This is a genomic window from Paenibacillus sp. J22FR83, assembly GCF_059691955.1.
The window spans coordinates 301,388-317,522 of the sequence record NZ_JCAUAM010000003.1 but is presented as its reverse complement, the minus strand read 5'-3'; the positions used below and the strand labels follow the sequence as shown (position 1 = coordinate 317,522).

General features: G+C 47.0%; 11 protein-coding genes. All 11 read right to left on the bottom strand.

Annotation, left to right across the window (positions count from 1 at the left end; translation table 11 throughout):
* Nucleotides 1-283: 283 nt before the first annotated feature.
* The 11 genes from hutG to AC58PV_RS07130 all read right to left on the bottom strand — a co-directional run bounded on the left by hutG (nt 284) and on the right by AC58PV_RS07130 (nt 15,697).
* A complete protein-coding gene (gene hutG, locus AC58PV_RS07180) occupies nt 284-1,249 on the bottom strand; it encodes a formimidoylglutamase (RefSeq protein WP_497431584.1) in 966 nt (321 codons plus the stop codon).
* The gene (hutI, locus tag AC58PV_RS07175; RefSeq protein ID WP_497431583.1) at nt 1,246-2,550 is read right to left on the bottom strand and encodes an imidazolonepropionase; all 1,305 of its coding nucleotides are present in this window, start codon (nt 2,548-2,550) and stop codon (nt 1,246-1,248) included. The genes hutG and hutI overlap by 4 nt, the downstream gene beginning before the upstream one ends.
* A gap of 15 nt (nt 2,551-2,565) precedes the next feature.
* Nucleotides 2,566-4,242: a urocanate hydratase gene (gene hutU / locus AC58PV_RS07170; protein ID WP_497431582.1), complete on the bottom strand. Its 1,677-nt coding sequence runs from the start codon at nt 4,240-4,242 to the stop codon at nt 2,566-2,568.
* A gap of 30 nt (nt 4,243-4,272) precedes the next feature.
* A complete protein-coding gene (hutH, locus tag AC58PV_RS07165) occupies nt 4,273-5,835 on the bottom strand; it encodes a histidine ammonia-lyase (RefSeq protein WP_497431813.1) in 1,563 nt (520 codons plus the stop codon).
* Between the two features lie 276 nt (nt 5,836-6,111).
* Nucleotides 6,112-6,972, bottom strand: coding sequence for a DUF421 domain-containing protein (locus tag AC58PV_RS07160; RefSeq protein ID WP_497431581.1), 861 nt, complete (start codon nt 6,970-6,972; stop codon nt 6,112-6,114).
* A 122-nt stretch (nt 6,973-7,094) separates the two neighbouring features.
* Nucleotides 7,095-8,987, bottom strand: a complete 1,893-nt coding sequence (locus AC58PV_RS07155; RefSeq protein ID WP_497431580.1) for an FAD-dependent oxidoreductase — start codon at nt 8,985-8,987, stop codon at nt 7,095-7,097.
* Nucleotides 8,966-9,793, bottom strand: a complete 828-nt coding sequence (locus tag AC58PV_RS07150; protein WP_497431579.1) for a hypothetical protein — start codon at nt 9,791-9,793, stop codon at nt 8,966-8,968. The genes AC58PV_RS07155 and AC58PV_RS07150 overlap by 22 nt, the downstream gene beginning before the upstream one ends.
* Before the next feature lie 16 nt (nt 9,794-9,809).
* Entirely contained in the window at nt 9,810-12,146 is a 2,337-nt protein-coding gene (locus tag AC58PV_RS07145) for a helix-turn-helix domain-containing protein (protein WP_497431578.1), read from the bottom strand.
* Between the two features lie 27 nt (nt 12,147-12,173).
* Nucleotides 12,174-13,067, bottom strand: a complete 894-nt coding sequence (locus AC58PV_RS07140) for a carbohydrate ABC transporter permease (protein ID WP_497431577.1) — start codon at nt 13,065-13,067, stop codon at nt 12,174-12,176.
* A 21-nt stretch (nt 13,068-13,088) separates the two neighbouring features.
* Nucleotides 13,089-13,994, bottom strand: a complete 906-nt coding sequence (locus tag AC58PV_RS07135; protein WP_497431576.1) for an ABC transporter permease — start codon at nt 13,992-13,994, stop codon at nt 13,089-13,091.
* Between the two features lie 77 nt (nt 13,995-14,071).
* Nucleotides 14,072-15,697: an extracellular solute-binding protein gene (locus AC58PV_RS07130; protein WP_497431812.1), complete on the bottom strand. Its 1,626-nt coding sequence runs from the start codon at nt 15,695-15,697 to the stop codon at nt 14,072-14,074.
* Between the last annotated feature and the right edge of the window lie 438 nt (nt 15,698-16,135).

Below are 16,135 nucleotides of genomic sequence, written 5' to 3'. Positions count from 1 at the left end.
TACTTCTTTTTATCAGATAGCGTTATGGAATCATCTTATTTGCTTGTCTAGTAGAGAAACTGGAAGATTAGCGTTATGCCATAGCGTTATTTCAGGTTAAAAGGCCAAATTCTACTTCTTTTTATCAGATAGCAGCATCCGAAACGTTATTACTTCATAAAACACCTATCTGGAGTAAATTGCGTTATGGAAAACCCTTATTTGGACTTGAACATACACCACTGCGCTCCTTCCGCACTCAAACAAACGCCGCCAGCTCCAACAATATGGAACCAGCGGCGTTTTATTTGGAGCGCGCAGCCACCCCTGCTAAGAAACTAAGCATGAACTGTACCGCTAGACGCGAGGTTACATTACGCACATCGACAGTCGGATCGATACAGACGAAGTCCAATCCTTGCACCTGCGGTAGTGTTCCTAGGCGATAGAGGGCATCCAGCGCATCCCATGGATTCACCCCGCCAGTGCCAATCGCTGGACATCCTGGCGCATAGGCCTGATCGATCACGTCAACGTCGAAACTCACATAAAGCACATCCGTGTCCTTAACAAGTTGGAGTGCTTGCGTGAGCACCTCATCCATGCCCATTCGTCGTATATCACGCGATGTATATACATGTACGCCTCTACTTATCACGTAGTCATGATACGGCTTGGCATTCATGAAACCTCGAATTCCAATCTGAACAATATGATCGCCCTGTACGGCGCCAGATTCAAGAATTCCGCGGAACGGTGTACCGTTCGTGACGCCACCATCTTCAAAATTACGGACATCATGATGCGCATCAAAATGGAGGATACCTACTTGTTGACCAGGGTGACGACTCACGAAGGCTTGAATGGAGGGGCAGCTCGTCGAGTGATCACCCCCGAAGATGATCGGAATGATATCCGGCTGAGCGTTATAAAGCGCACGTAAACTTGCTTCAATGCGTCGATGACATTCAGCGATATCCGTTACATGCATATGAATATCGCCGAGGTCGCGGACGGCTAAGTCTTGCAGGTCAACGCCATACTCCATCGAGTAGGTAGTATACGACTTGAACGCGGCACGCACAGCCGCTGGTGTCGTCGAAGCACCTGAATGCGAGATCGATGCCTTCGACAGCGGGATGCCGATGATTCCAGCAAGCAGTTGCTCTTCACCGTCCCATTGGCGAATCCAATGGGCAACTTTGGTTTCCAAATGATCTCTAAACACAGCTTGATCAGGCGGTTTGAGAAAGGGAATCCCATGGCTCATCGTCCCCCCTCCGTTCCGGCTTCGTCCGTCACAAGGGTGCGATTCCATACGATTACATGACCGTTCTTAATAACCCCATATGTGTGGTTAATCCCGAAGTGATAGGGCAAATAAGCGAGATTCGGCGCATCAAATATGGTTAAATCGGCACGTTTCCCCACTTCGATCGACCCGATATCTCCTCCTCTTCCCAGCGCATTCGCCGCATTGAGGGTGCAGGCAGTCAGAATCTCCTCCGGCGTCATTTTCAAGTTTAGCGATGCCAGCATCATGATGATCTGTATCGATTCCGTCGGACAGGATCCCGGATTATAGTCCGTTGCGAGTGCCACTGGTAATTCGTACGTATCAATCATCTCGCGTGCACGGGCATGTGTAGCCAAACCTAGGTTGAAGGATGTACCGGGTAAAAGCACTGGAATCACGCCGTGTTCAGCCATGGCAGCGAGCCCTTGATCTGTCGCAGCGAGCAAATGTTCAGCGGATATCGCACCGATTTCTCCCGCTAGCTCTGCTCCGCCTAGTGGTTCTATTTCATCTGCATGCAGTTTGGGATGCAAACCGTACTCCAACCCTTTCAACAGAATCCGGCGTGATTGTTCGATGGTAAAAACACCCAGTTCACAAAACACGTCGCAAAATTCCGCAAGACCCGCTTCAGCCACCGCGGGAATCATCTCTCTGACGAGGAGATCCACATAGGCCTCCGTGCGCCCTTTATACGCCAGCGGCACGGCATGTGCTCCCATAAACGTAGATACAATATCGAGCGGATGGGTATTCTGTAAACGTTTCGCTACTTGCAATTGTTTCAACTCGTCTACCAGGGTGAGACCGTAGCCGCTTTTCGCCTCAACCGTCGTGACCCCGTTCAACAGCATCTCATTGAGACTCCGCCACGCTTTCATAAATAGATCCTGCTCACTGGCTGCGCGTGTACTTTGCACCGTACTGTGAATGCCACCCCCTTGTGCCAGAATGTCCAAATAAGAGACGCCAGACCGCTTCAACACCAACTCATGCTCCCGAGAACCGCCGTGTACAAGATGAGTGTGCGGATCAACCAGACCTGGTGTGACCATACGTCCGCCAACGTTGATGGTCGCTGTAATTTCTACGTCGGTAAGGAAGCTCATGACTTCTTGCGCTGTACCTACGAAGACGATTCGTCCTTCATGAATCGCTATCCCTGCATCCCGGATCTCATGGACTTCCTTCATCTGCTGCCCGCAACGCGGTGCATTGCCAGGAGGAGTAATCAAACGGCCAATCCCCGTGACGAGCAAATCAATCCGACTCATCTCCTCATTCCTCCTTCACTGCCCCTGCTCACGCATGGGAATACGAATGCCATGATTCACTGCTGTCTCAATCGCTTCATCGTAGCCAGCATCCACGTGGCGAATGACTCCCATACCGGGATCAGAGGTCAATACGCTGCGGAGACGTTCCTCCGCTGCATCGGTCCCGTCAGCAACGACCACCATCCCTGCATGAAGGGAGTAGCCCATCCCGACTCCGCCGCCATGATGGATAGAAACCCATGATGCACCTGCTGACGTGTTGATCAATGCATTCAGAATGGCCCAATCGCCAACGGCATCGGAACCGTCTTTCATCGCTTCCGTTTCCCGGTTTGGTGACGCTACGGAGCCGCAATCTAAATGATCGCGACCAATCACAATCGGTGCTTTCAACTCGCCCTTTCGCACCATATCATTCAATACCAGACCGAATTTCTCCCGTTCACCATAGCCAAGCCAGCAAATTCGAGCTGGCAGACCTTGAAACGCTACGCGCTCACTCGCCATCGTAATCCAGCGACGCAGGTGATCATTGTCTGGGAACAGCTTTATCGCGAGTTCATCTGTTTTACGAATGTCTTCTGGATCGCCAGATAATGCTACCCACCGGAAAGGACCTTTACCTTCGCAAAAAAGCGGCCGAATATACGCTGGAACGAAACCAGGAATATCAAATGCGTTTATAACGCCTTGGTCAAAGGCGACTTGACGAATATTGTTGCCGTAATCGAATACAACGGAACCCATTTGTTGCAAGTCAAGCATCGCTTGCACATGGGTGGCCATGCTGCTTTTGGATAGCTTCACATAGTGCTCCGGATCATCCTCACGAAGTCGCGCAGCATCCTCCAATGAGAAGCCAACTGGGATATAACCGATCAGCGGGTCATGCGCCGATGTTTGGTCAGTAACGAAATGCGGCTTAATACCGCGACGCACGAATTCGGGGTAAATCTCAGCTGCGTTGCCTAATAGCCCGATGGCCAACGGCCTGTTCTCTTCCATCGCTCTGCCCGCAAGCAGCAATGCCTCATCCAGTGTTTCCGCTAATACGTCACAGTATCGTGTTAGGATACGACGCTCGATGCGCGTACGATCAACTTCGACTGCGATGACGACGCCCTCATTCATGGTGACGGCTAACGGCTGAGCGCCGCCCATTCCGCCAAGGCCTGCGGTCAACATTAAGGTACCTTTGAGCGAACCGCCCGTATGTTGGCGTGCCGCTTCGGCAAAGGTTTCATACGTACCTTGCAGAATGCCTTGCGTCCCGATGTAAATCCAACTGCCCGCGGTCATTTGCCCGTACATCATCAACCCCTTCTGCTCCAGCTCGCGAAAATGTTCCCAATTCGCCCACTTGGGGACGAGAACAGAGTTAGAGAGCAGTACGCGCGGTGCTCGTTCATGCGTTTTGAAAACACCGACCGGCTTACCGGATTGGATCAGCAGTGTTTCATTACTTTCTAGCCGCTGCAACTCGCGGACGATGGCATCGAAGGAAGGCCAATTGCGTGCCGCCTTGCCAATACCGCCGTAGACGACGAGATCTTCCGGTCGCTCTGCGACTTCCGGGTCTAGATTGTTCATCAGCATGCGCATAGCAGCTTCCTGCACCCATCCTTTGCAGATCAACTCTGTGCCGCGCGGGGCACGAATGACTCTTTGGGGAGAATTCGAATTCATCATAAGCGATCTCCTTCTCATGTACTCTTTTCGTCAGAATAGCTTTCCAGCTACAGCCTCTACCGCTTGCAGCCACTCACCTTCCAGCAGCGCCGTCGCCACGTTTTCGATATCACGAGACATTGATCGGTCCTCTATAACGGGAGGAACGAACGTCCGCAACTTGTCGTACAGAACCCGAGTCGCTGGTGCAAGACCCTCTGCCCCCACAAATTCAGCACCTTCTGCGGCACAAATCAACTCGATCGCCAGCACCTTGGACACGTTGTCGATCACCTGTGCGGCATGACGCGCGGCGGTTGTTCCCATCGAGACATGGTCCTCTAGGTTTCCCGAAGACGGAATCGAATCCACGCTGGATGGATGGGCAAGCACTTTATTTTCGGAAACAATAGAAGCACTTACGTATTGCGTGATCATCATGCCAGAATTCACCCCTGGATGATGGCTTAGAAAAGCTGGAAGTCCCCCGGATAGCGCTGGATTAACCAGCCGTTCGGTACGACGTTCCGAAATGTTAGCGAGCTCGCTCATGCCAATTTTCAGAAAATCCATAGCAAATGCGATCGGCTGCCCATGGAAATTGCCACCGGAGATCACGCGTCCTTTATCCAGGAATAACAACGGATTGTCCGTCGCTGCATTCATTTCTATCTTGATTTTATCCTCGACATAGGTAAGAACTTGACGCGTTGCACCGTGCACTTGTGGCAGACAGCGCAGCGAATAAGCATCCTGTACGCGAAGTTCGCCTTGACGTGTGGTCAACTTGCTGCCTTGTAACAGGTTGCATAAGTTCTTCGCTACACCAATTTGTTCAGGATAAGGTCGCACTTCTTGGATCTCATCGGCAAAAGCGTCGGGAATGCCGCGCAGGCATTCAACCGTCAGGGACGCGATCACATCGGCGATCCTCGCAAGTCTCTGTGCTTTGATAAGCGTCAGCGTACCAATGGATGTCATGATCTGCGTGCCGTTGATAAGCGCAAGCCCCTCTTTGGCTTGTAAGCTGATCGGTTTCAGCCCGGCATTGGCAAGCGCTCTCTCTCCTGACATGCGTTCACCGCGGTAAAATGCCTCCCCCTCGCCCATCAGCACTAAGGCCAAATGAGACAACGGAGCTAAGTCCCCGCTTGCTCCAAGCGAACCTTGTTCCGGCACAACTGGGTGTACGCCGCGGTTCATGCAATCGATCAACAGCTGCAGCGTTTCTGGGCGGATGCCGGAATATCCCTTGGCCAGCGCATTTGCACGCAGCAGCATCAGTGCACGAACCGTCGGTTCCGGCAGCGGTCTGCCCACTGCGCAAGCATGGCTGCGGATCAGATTTACCTGCAGCTGGACAGCGTCTTGCGGAGAAATCGTGACATCGCTGAATTTCCCGAACCCTGTCGTGATTCCGTAAACGACTTGCCCTGTTGCAACGAGTTCTTCCACCTTCTTGCGACAGGCTCTCACACGCCTCAGTGCCTGCTCATCTAGTTCAACCGGCACGAAATCATACACAACCGCTGCTACTAACTCTGGTATCAATTGCTCTCCGTCTAGGATAATCGGAGTCGCTTCTAGGCCGTTTTCCTGCTGTTTGTATACCATCGCCATGACTGCACAGACTCCTTTCCTTTCTCGCTTTACCAAAAGAAAGGGACCGTACGGAAGTTGTCAACTTCCATTCGGTCCCTTTTTGTTCAAAAAGAGGGTAGTATGCGATTGTCCGGTATCAAACTCCAGCCGATCCTTCATCGCGATCACCACTTTATCGTTTATTATGTTAGGCCTAATCTTACCTAATCCTATTTTCACACGCTGCTTCGCGAGCTGTCAAGATGGCTGAAAGCCCAGTTGTTGCTACTACTTTTGTCGAAAGCCGCATCACCGCTTAAGGATCGGTTTCAATTGTGCAATGATCTCTTCCATTTGCTTCGCGCATTGCTCGTACATGTCTTTGGCCTTTTTATTGTTGGTGGACAATCCATACAACATTAAGTCGCCTTCGCACTGTTTTAACGTTGCAAATAGTGCTGCTTTTTCCTGTGGAACAGGTACCGTAATCTTGTCATCATACAAGTCTACAAACAATTGGCCGTAGGAATCCACTTGACCTAAGAAAACATTTTCGATCGTGACACCTATTTTAACTAACTCCGTATTCAACCACGCTCGGCTAAAACCTAAGGTCGCCAAGGGTTCATCCATGACTACACCATCCATAATTACGGCCTGCGGCTCCTTCTCGGGTGCGACCTTGATACCTAGATGTTTGGGCGTCAACGGTTGATTCTCACGTGTCAGAAGAACATTAATTTCTCCACTAGGCTCCATTATGGCAAATTCCACATCGGCCACTTTAAATACCGACCTTTTGCGCAATTGCTCCATAAGTTCATCCGTGGTTAAGCGTTCTTTCTTTAAATTATCTTCCATGAGCCTGCCATCTCTAATGAGGATCGTCCCTTTGCTATCAATGAAATCCCGCGCCTTTTTACTTTTCATCTGCAGAAGTTCAATACCCAGCGTACAAGTGACCCATACCCCTATAGAGACTAACCCTAGATACCATTTCGTATCCGTGTCCAACGATATATACGCCGCGAGATTACCGATAGAAATCCCTGTAATGTATTCAAAGAAGGAAAGCTGAGTGACTTGTCTTTTACCCAATAACTTCGTCATAAGGAAAAGCACCACAATGGATAAGAATGTGCGTAATACAATTTCAACCCAATCTAACACGATAATCCCCCTCTTAATGCTGTGAAATTTCAATTGTATCCATTGTTTGTTGAATACGTGAAATTTATGCAAAAATAAGGAAATTACCCCAATCCTTTCATGGTAATGAAATCAAGTGTTGCTTATGAACGTGCGCTTACCACATTCTCCCCGAACTTCCATTGCTTCAATTCCTTTTCGATAACGAACCGAATATTATCAACAATCGAATACTCGTAGGTTCCATAGGGCCGATGTGTAATTCTTTCCATGTACGCTCCGCTAGCAATCACATTTCGTAATGCTCTACTAATCTCTGCTTGCAGTGCAAGGTGCTGTTCACCGATCCGAAGAAGCGCAATGACAGAATGAGAGAAAAATTGAAAATACGTATCGTTGTACTTTTTCGTTCTTGTTGCATCGGAACCGTCTCCATATAGAGGCGACTTGATTTCTTCAGGATCCTGAATAAGACGGATGAGCTCCGACGTTATTTCCTTATCACGCATTCTCCCCAGCAAATAGATGGCCATGTACCCGCGCATCTGGTTGTTTTTACGGCAATCTTGCAGAACCAAAAAATCCCTTTCGATAACCATAGCACGAAGATCAGGGAGCGCTGCTTCATCCTCCAACAAAGCTAGGGCAAATGCACAATGTTTGCGAAGAGACTCCTCGCCTTCCCGCTTCCATGTACGCAGATAACTCTTCATCACTTCACCGAGTCTCTTGCATGACCATATCGCAACACCTGGCTGCTCGCTCATTAAGCCCTGGCGAATTAACTTTGAATCGGTAAGCCATTCAATGGGCTGCGCTGGCTTCCTCCCGCCAGGATAGGCGAATTCATACCCTTTATCATTGTGAGGATCATAGCAACCCGTTTCAGCTAATAATGCAATCAGATCTTCGTAGGGCACATGTTTCAGTGACAGACCGTCCTTAATTGCGAGATAAGCTGCCGTTGCTGCGGCTTCACCTGATTTTTGCATGTCTCTGTTCATTCTTACGCAAGTGGATAAATCATGATCGACTGATAGGCAGCGGCCAGCAGCGAGAAGCCCATCGAATCCCTTAGGAATCAGGGCTCCGAGTGGGACGGGAACAGTAATGTTCGCTGCCCCAAGATTACTGGCAACAAACCAATCCTGCAAATGCTGGCTCTCAAAGGCATGGTCACGGCCATGCTTATCAATATCTGCATTGGCATAAAACAACGGCTTCTCCGATATCCTGTCTGCAAAGAAATCCCCGAGTGCGATCGTTTCCTCGCCTTCAATTAAACGTCCTTCCCTTACGCCTAATAATGGAGCAATATGCAGAAGCCGATTCTCGTCGGAATACGTTTCCTCCAGATGCTGCGCATGCGCAAGAACCAATGCATTGGACAAGGCATGGCCATCCGTTTGATTTGTGCAACCAGAGTCGAAATTTCTCCAGCTTACTTTATTGCCTGCGGCAAATACTTTCACACTTGTGAAAGGCTGCGTTCGGCCGTCCAGCTCGCGGCCATATTGGAACTTACCGCCGGCTATGTGAACCGCTTCGGCATCACCTGTACAATCGATTAACACTTTGCAACCCACGGACTGCAAGCCACTAGGACCAATGAAATTCAAGCCTCTGACTTGCTTATCTTCCAGATATACGCCAGTTACAGCGGATTCGTACGCAAGATCTGCTCCACTTTGGATCGCATCCTGCTCCAGAACGTATTTCTTGGCCTCCACATTGTATGCACCCGACTTCGTATAGACCGTGTCCACATAGTCAGCCACTTTCTTATCCAATTGCTCATATAATCCCCCTGGGGATCCGAAGTAATAACCGTTAACAGAACCGGCCGTGCCCATACCGCCCATGCAATTCATCCGCTCGATACCCAGCACTTTCAACCCTTTACGTGCAGCCGTAATTAAGGCAATCGCACCTGAGGTGCCAAGCCCCGCTACAACGACGTCATAGCTCTGAGCAAATGCGGGTGTCCCTATTTCTGTAGCCGTAATGGCGCCATTCACATTTTGTGATAACTGCAAGCTAGTTCCCCCTTCCCGAATGCAAGCCCAGCTTCGAATGCTTCTAATGGGTTACGGTACGCACTGGATGGATGGCTCCACCAATTTGGCTGAATAGCCACTGGTTCTTGGTTAATTTGATGCTCGAAACAGCCTGCAATAGCAGAAATCGTCCATATTTCCCAAGCATCCGGTCGATTCGCCCATATATGATGCAGTTTGGACCGAGCTGTGCGCCAATTATCCTCTACGTCAACGGGTATCTTCACGATGAGTTCATCTTTCAGCTTCCCTTTCGCGAATTGCACATCTTTCATCGTGAACGCAGGTAATTCACTCCCCTCTTCACGACAACTTAGCATCGCATTCAAACTTTTAGCCACCACAACACCCGGTAATGCACTCTCCGATCTTGTGTCCATAATGAGATCCGTCTTGAACTTGCTGAAACCTGAGGCATTATATACGGTGACTTCAAATCCATCTGCTCCACTGCGAATGTCCGTTACATCGGTGTGAAGCAAGACAGTAATGGCATCTTCAGCAATTCTGTTATAGAGCACAGGTGCTATCGCGGGAATATGGACGTTACCCTCCGCTGACAATATGCCTCTATCCAATAGCTCCTGTTTCAGCTTCTCTCCTTCTTCGGTTGTCCGTGTATCTTGCCATCCCTCGCCTAACTTGTAGCTATTAATAAATTCATGTCCGACAAGCGCTGTCCGTTCGATTATAAGTGCCTGCTTATTCGCATACGCTGCCCCTAACCCGGCGAATGTCGCTCCCACAATAATCATCGGATAGTATCGTTGCTCCGTTTGAACCACGCTGCATCACCTCTATTCAGTATTTCTTGCCTTCCCGATAAGCACTCGGTGTAACTCCTTCGTACTTCTTGAATACGCGAATAAATGTACTAATGCTATAGAAGCCTACGAGGTCACTAATATCTTTAATCAGAATGTCATCCTGCAGCAGAAGTGTTTTGGACTGATCTACTCTAAACTTGTTAATATACTCGGTTAAATTGTCACCAACTTGTTCCTTAAAGTAACGGGATAAATAGGAAGGGTGAACATTAAAATTCGCAGAAATGGTCCCGATATTGAGATCTTGATCGCGGTAGTTGTCTGCAACATAGCTAAGAACACTTTCTTTCAATCTGATTTTCTTGTTACTCTTTTTTCGTTCTTCCACATATCCACACATTTTTTGTAAAAATTGCGTCATGCGCTCCCTCATCGAGGCAACTGTACTGCCGTTCATCAACTCCCTGATTGCTACCAAATTTTCTTGGTACACTTCAGGTTGATCTAAGTTGTTCTCCATCGCCGCCTTCATCATTGTGCTGCTCATGTCAAACAGCAGACAGCGGACCATATCGACGGAAATATTTTTCCCGGCCAAATTATGATCAATGATTTCATCCAGCATCGCCTTAGCTCCCGGAAAATCACCTGCATTCACATAATTAATTAACTGATGTTCCTTCTCCATGGTGTAATCATAGGACGGCTTCTGCACTTTGATTTGATCATGCCAAATGATTGTCTGACCGCCAAGGAGCATCCGGTACTCCATCGCTTCAAGCGCCTCTAGATAAGCAACGGGAAGCTGCATAGAAGATTTATGAATCGAACTGACAGAAACCGTGAATAAAATATGAAAGCGGTTACTTATAAATCGTTGCGATTCTTCCGCTAAGCTCTTGAGATCAGCTAAAGCTGTTTCAATCGGTGTGCCCGGCTCCAAATTAACGATACAAGCAAGCATTTCGTCCACTTCAGTCATCCATCCCCGGTGCTTCTGTCCCGCAAGCTCCTCTACGATATTCGTCATAATGAGATGAACGAACTCACGCTTCTTCTCTACATCTTGCTCATCATGCCGGAAGAAGCCGCTGTAATCATCGAGATAAAACAAAACAACAGCAAAATCATCCGAACGCAGCTTGATCCCATATTCCGGAAGTACATCAGCAATTGGGAAATTATTCTCAATTCTACCTTTGAGCAGCCGTACCAGCAGATTAGATCGCAAGGTCTTATTCTGCTTCTCAATCGTCCGATTCATATCTTGATACCGGCCAAATGTGTTATCAATCACTTCTTCCAGATAGTCATATTCATTGGAATTTGCGTTCTTCAATGCCTCGTTCCCGCTGCGCTCCGCGACACTGCGCACAAGTTTCTGAAGCGGTGAATAGTTTCTTCGAGCAAGGAGTACAGCCATTATTAAACCTACAATTAAGGCAACAGACAGCATAAGCAGCGACATATTCCACACATACTCTGCCTTTTCACTATATAACCGTGCAGGAAGGACATAGACGTATTTCCATTTACTCTGTCCAGATTCGATATAGGAGAGGACGACCTGTTCCCCATCCCATACGGCGGATGTATTCCGAATGCTTTCTCCACCTTTGGGAGTTATTTCAAAAGTTCGCTCTCTCGCTTTTACACCTTCTGTTGAAGCTAACAGCTTATTCTGGGCATCAATAATGTACACATTTCCTTGATTGTAGGTTTGAATATTACGTATGGAAGACAAGAGACGCACTTCATTTAATTCAATAACGAGTGCTGCTGGATAGGAGCCGCCTTGTTGAATTGGCAGTCCTTGGGTATAAATAATGCCATCTTGGACGGAGCCACCTAGTTCGAGAAAGTTAAAGAAAGAACCCTTTTGGGTTTGCGTTAAGTAATTCCGCCACTGCTCCATAGAAATTCCTGTAGCGCTTACATGCTGTTTGTAAAATAAATCACTTTGGTAATACGAACTGTCACTGAGGACAAAATCCCCCTCGGGGAAGTAAATATAAAAGTTATTGACGTACCTTTTGGTAATGTTATAGGCTTTGAACTCCGTAAGCAGTTGTAAGATGGAAAGTCGTTCGTTAGTGCCTATCTCTTTCTGTGCACGAGCCAATGTGCTGACCCTCGGATTAAGTGAGATCACCTCAGACAAGCGATACGTGTAATCAATGTAATTGTCGATCTCTTGTTGAAGCTGTGACAATAAAGCAGAATTCGCTTTAAAGATCTCATCCTCGATAACGCGACGCGTTTGCATATGTGTGGCTGCCATCAAAATTATCGGAATCATAAGCACAATTGCGTACGAAGCTAACCATTTACTTCGAATACCACGCCATTTCCAACCGTACCCTAACTTCATCTATTTACACCTCGGATGCCAGATTTCTTATTCCTTCACCGACCCTATCATAACACCTTTCACAAAGTATTTCTGTAGGAAGGGATAGACAAATAGGATAGGCAAAGTCGCAATAATAATCGTGGCATACTTGATACTTTCCCCCACCGCTTCAACATCTTCGATCGCCGCGTTCCCCGACATATACGATGTATTATTCTGGATTAAGATCTCACGCAGTATCAATTGAAGTGGAAAAAGATCGCGATCCCGAAGATATAACATTGCACCGAACCAGGAATTCCAGTGCGCAACACCATAGAATAACAGCATCACGGCCATCACCGGCATAGAAAGGGGAATGACAAGACGAAACAGTATCGTAAAATCTTGAGCCCCATCCATCCTAGCTGACTCGATTAGGCTTTCAGGTATCGTACTGAACGAAGTACGAAGAATGATTAAATTCCACGTAGAGATGAGTCCGGGAATAATCAACGCAAGCAGACTGTTGCTTAGATGCAGCCAATTGTTGACCAACAGATACGTAGGAATCATCCCACCGGAGAAAAACATCGTGAACACGATCATCAGCATGATGGGTTTGGTCCAAACGATGCCCTTACGGGACAAAACGTAAGCCCCAAGGCTGGTCATAATCAAATTCATAAGGGTTCCTACTGTTACTATGAATAGCGTATTGATATACCCACTGATGATATTCGGATTCTTGAAAACCAATTGGTACGCTTCTAGTGTAAATCCAACGGGAGCTACAAGCAGGCCTGTCTGAGCGAGCAGCCTCCTAGAATCACTCAAGGAAGAGAACACAACAAATAGAAAGGGATACAAGGTAATGACGATCATCATAACCATGAATAAGACATTCAGTATTTGAAAAATGTTCTCTCCTGTACTTCTGCGAATCGAATTAATGACCATATGATTCCCTCCTGAATCGCTTTACCATAAGCTGTTCTCGCTCACTTTCCTGCTGATTCGGTTTGCCGTTATGAGCAAGATGAAATTGATGGCAGCTTGGAATAATCCGATTGCTGTCGCATAGCTGAATTCGAAGGAACCCTGCAATCCTTTCCGGTAAACGAATGTACTGATCATATCTGCAGTGACATACGTATTCGGATTATAGAGAAGAATAATTTTCTCGAAGCCGACATCCAGCATATGACCAACTTTTAAAATAAACAAAATAATAATAATCGGCATGATGCCCGGAATCGTCACATTCAGAATTTGCCTCCAGCGATTAGCCCCATCCATCCTCGACGCTTCATAAAGTTCTGGATTGATCCCCGTAATCGCAGCCAAGTATACAATGGAACCCCAACCCACTCCCTGCCAGATGTCAGAGATGATATAAATACTACGGAAGTATTCGGGATGAGCCAGTAACACCTGTCGCTCCATGCCTAGCCACACCAAGATATCCGTAATGAATCCGTCTCTAGCTAGAAACTGAGTAATCATCCCACAGACAACAATAAGTGAGATGAAATGTGGGAGATACGTAATTGTTTGCACTAGTTTCTTGAATCGTGTGCTAATAATTTCATTAATAAGCAAAGCGAAAATAATCGGAGCTGGGAACGAAATTAACAACATGTAGACATTGAGTAGCAGCGTATTTTTCAATAGTCGCCAGAAATAGTAACTTTGGAAGAAACTTTTGAAATGATCAAATCCTACCCATGGACTATGCAGAAAGCCATCAGCAATCCGGTAATTCTTAAAGGCAATTATCGCGCCATACATGGGAACGTAATGAAAAACAATATAAAAGAGGACCACTGGAAAAATCATGACATACAAGTATTTGTGCTTGCGGTAGTCGTTAGCCAGCCATGTCATGCCTCTTCCTCCTTTCAGGTGCGAATTAAGATAAGGCGCCTCGGATGAAGCGCCGCTTCGCATCAAAGTATTCTTGACTATTTACGACTGTTATAACGTGTGAGCGCATTTTGCTTGAGTGTAACCGCTTTCTCAATCTTCATGTTTTTGAGCTGTTGAATGTATTTATCGTAGTTCGTTAGAGGCTCTGAACCCATTACAAATTTGAGAATCATCTCATCTCTATATGTCTCTACCTCTGCCATGATCGCCGAGAGCTCTTGCACCTCGTCATTCGTTTGCGATACGCGCGGGAAACGCGTTCTATTAATATTTTTCCCATATTTATTGAAGATTTCTACCGCTTGCTTCTGTTGTTCGAACTTATAATATTGCTCGGTATAACGATCGTCACCTACAAAACCTGGTGCCGGTGTAGCTACACGCAGATATTTCGCCATGGCTTCGCCAACAGAAAGCTTCTCTGGATTATTCATAATCAAATCCGTATATTTCGGGAAGTTGTTCTCGGATTTAAACGTAACGCCTTCTACACCGAATGACTTCAAGTTATTTCCTTCCTCTGAGTATAAATAATCCAACCATTTGGCGGTTTGCACTGCATTTTTATTCGAAGGCGTAATCGCCGCACTACCATCTCCACGATACTCATAGGCAGCTACGAAAATAGTAGGCTCTTGCCCTTTCTGCAGAACGGGATGTTGCAGAGGTAATAAATCAAAGGTTTTGTCATTGGCTGGAATCGCATTGAGATACTTGCCCATTCCACTGCCGATATACGCTACGAATGCGCCCGAACCCGCGTTAGTAATTTTGCTATCTTTGGCTTTGGCATCTTGTGTCGCGAAATCCACATCCAGTAATCCTTCTTTGTACCATGCATTCAATTGTGTCAAATATTGTTTGTACGACGGTTCAACAGGCCCATATTTCACCTTACCATTATCGAGATAGAACGAGTTGCTAATGCCGTATGCGCCAATAAATCGATCGGTTTTCAATTCGTCACGCGTGATCGTTAATGGTGTTTTGACACCTTTCTTTTCTTTGAAAGCTCTAAGTACCGTCGTCCATTCATCCATCGTTTCTGGTGCTTGCAATCCGAGTTCCTTCAACCAATCCTTACGCATAACGAACCCGCTGCTCACGTCTGAATGGCCGACACCTATCGCTGGGAACGAATAGATGGCGCCTGAATCCGTGCTCACATCTTTCTTCAAATCGGGATGCTCTGCCAAATATTTCTTCAAATTAGGTGCATTCTTATCGATGAGATCATTCAGCGGAATAATTACCTTATCGGCAATCGCTTTCTCCGGACCTCCAGGATACGTGGTGAAATTGTATTCAATGACATCTGGCAGATTACCTGAAGCAATCAATAAGTTAAATTGTTCTTTCTCGCTGCCGATCGCTGGATGCTGGAAATCTACCTTCACACCTGTTTTCTTCTCTAATTCCTTATAAAACATGTTCTCACTATAGTTCTTCATCACACGTGCCGAATCTGATGGTAAGCCAACCCAATACGATAGCTTAATTGGTGCGGTTGACGCCGCAGGTGACTGTGACCCAGCCGCTGCCGTGGAACCAGATGGAGCTGCTGAGTTATCTACAGAAGATGTAGAAGAACTGCAACCTGCAACGAGACTAGCTGAAAGTGCAAAGACTGAAGCTACCTTAACCGCTGTTATACTTTTCATAAGTTTCAATGAACTGACCTCCTTATCATGTACCAAACATGCCCCACGATATTGGTGTGTGTTCCGTGGATTGACCTAAGTATACCGACGGTTTCTCTCTCATGACAATCTGTAAATCATGAGATGACTTCGCATTTGGTGACGATGTCATGAGATGCAAAGTCAGAGCATGAAATGCACATGACGGATGTTATTGGCTGTTTATGACTAGATACAACTGAATTTCGGTATTAGTCCGACTTTGCCTGCTTATTTGCAATTGTTGGAGATAAAACACCCCATTAGTTCGATTTTCCCCACTTAATAAGCAAGAAAACGGCTGCAGGGATGAAAAGAATGCTTTTAGTTCGGCGAAACCGAACTAATGCATGATCATTTACCCATTCGTTCGAATTAAGTGGGTAAATTCGGACTAAAGCTGCCTCTCCCTTCATCTAA

Bases quoted from the DNA above. Each gene is read 5' to 3' on its own strand.
- hutI (WP_497431583.1), bottom strand. From the start codon at position 2,550: ATGAGTCGGATTGATTTGCTCGTCACGGGGATTGGCCGTTTGATTACT.
- hutU (WP_497431582.1), bottom strand. From the start codon at position 4,242: ATGATGAATTCGAATTCTCCCCAAAGAGTCATTCGTGCCCCGCGCGGC.
- AC58PV_RS07135 (WP_497431576.1), bottom strand. From the start codon at position 13,994: ATGACATGGCTGGCTAACGACTACCGCAAGCACAAATACTTGTATGTC.
- AC58PV_RS07130 (WP_497431812.1), bottom strand. From the start codon at position 15,697: ATGAAAAGTATAACAGCGGTTAAGGTAGCTTCAGTCTTTGCACTTTCA.
- hutG (WP_497431584.1), bottom strand. From the start codon at position 1,249: ATGAGCCATGGGATTCCCTTTCTCAAACCGCCTGATCAAGCTGTGTTT.
- hutH (WP_497431813.1), bottom strand. From the start codon at position 5,835: ATGGTATACAAACAGCAGGAAAACGGCCTAGAAGCGACTCCGATTATC.
- AC58PV_RS07145 (WP_497431578.1), bottom strand. From the start codon at position 12,146: ATGAAGTTAGGGTACGGTTGGAAATGGCGTGGTATTCGAAGTAAATGG.
- AC58PV_RS07140 (WP_497431577.1), bottom strand. From the start codon at position 13,067: ATGGTCATTAATTCGATTCGCAGAAGTACAGGAGAGAACATTTTTCAA.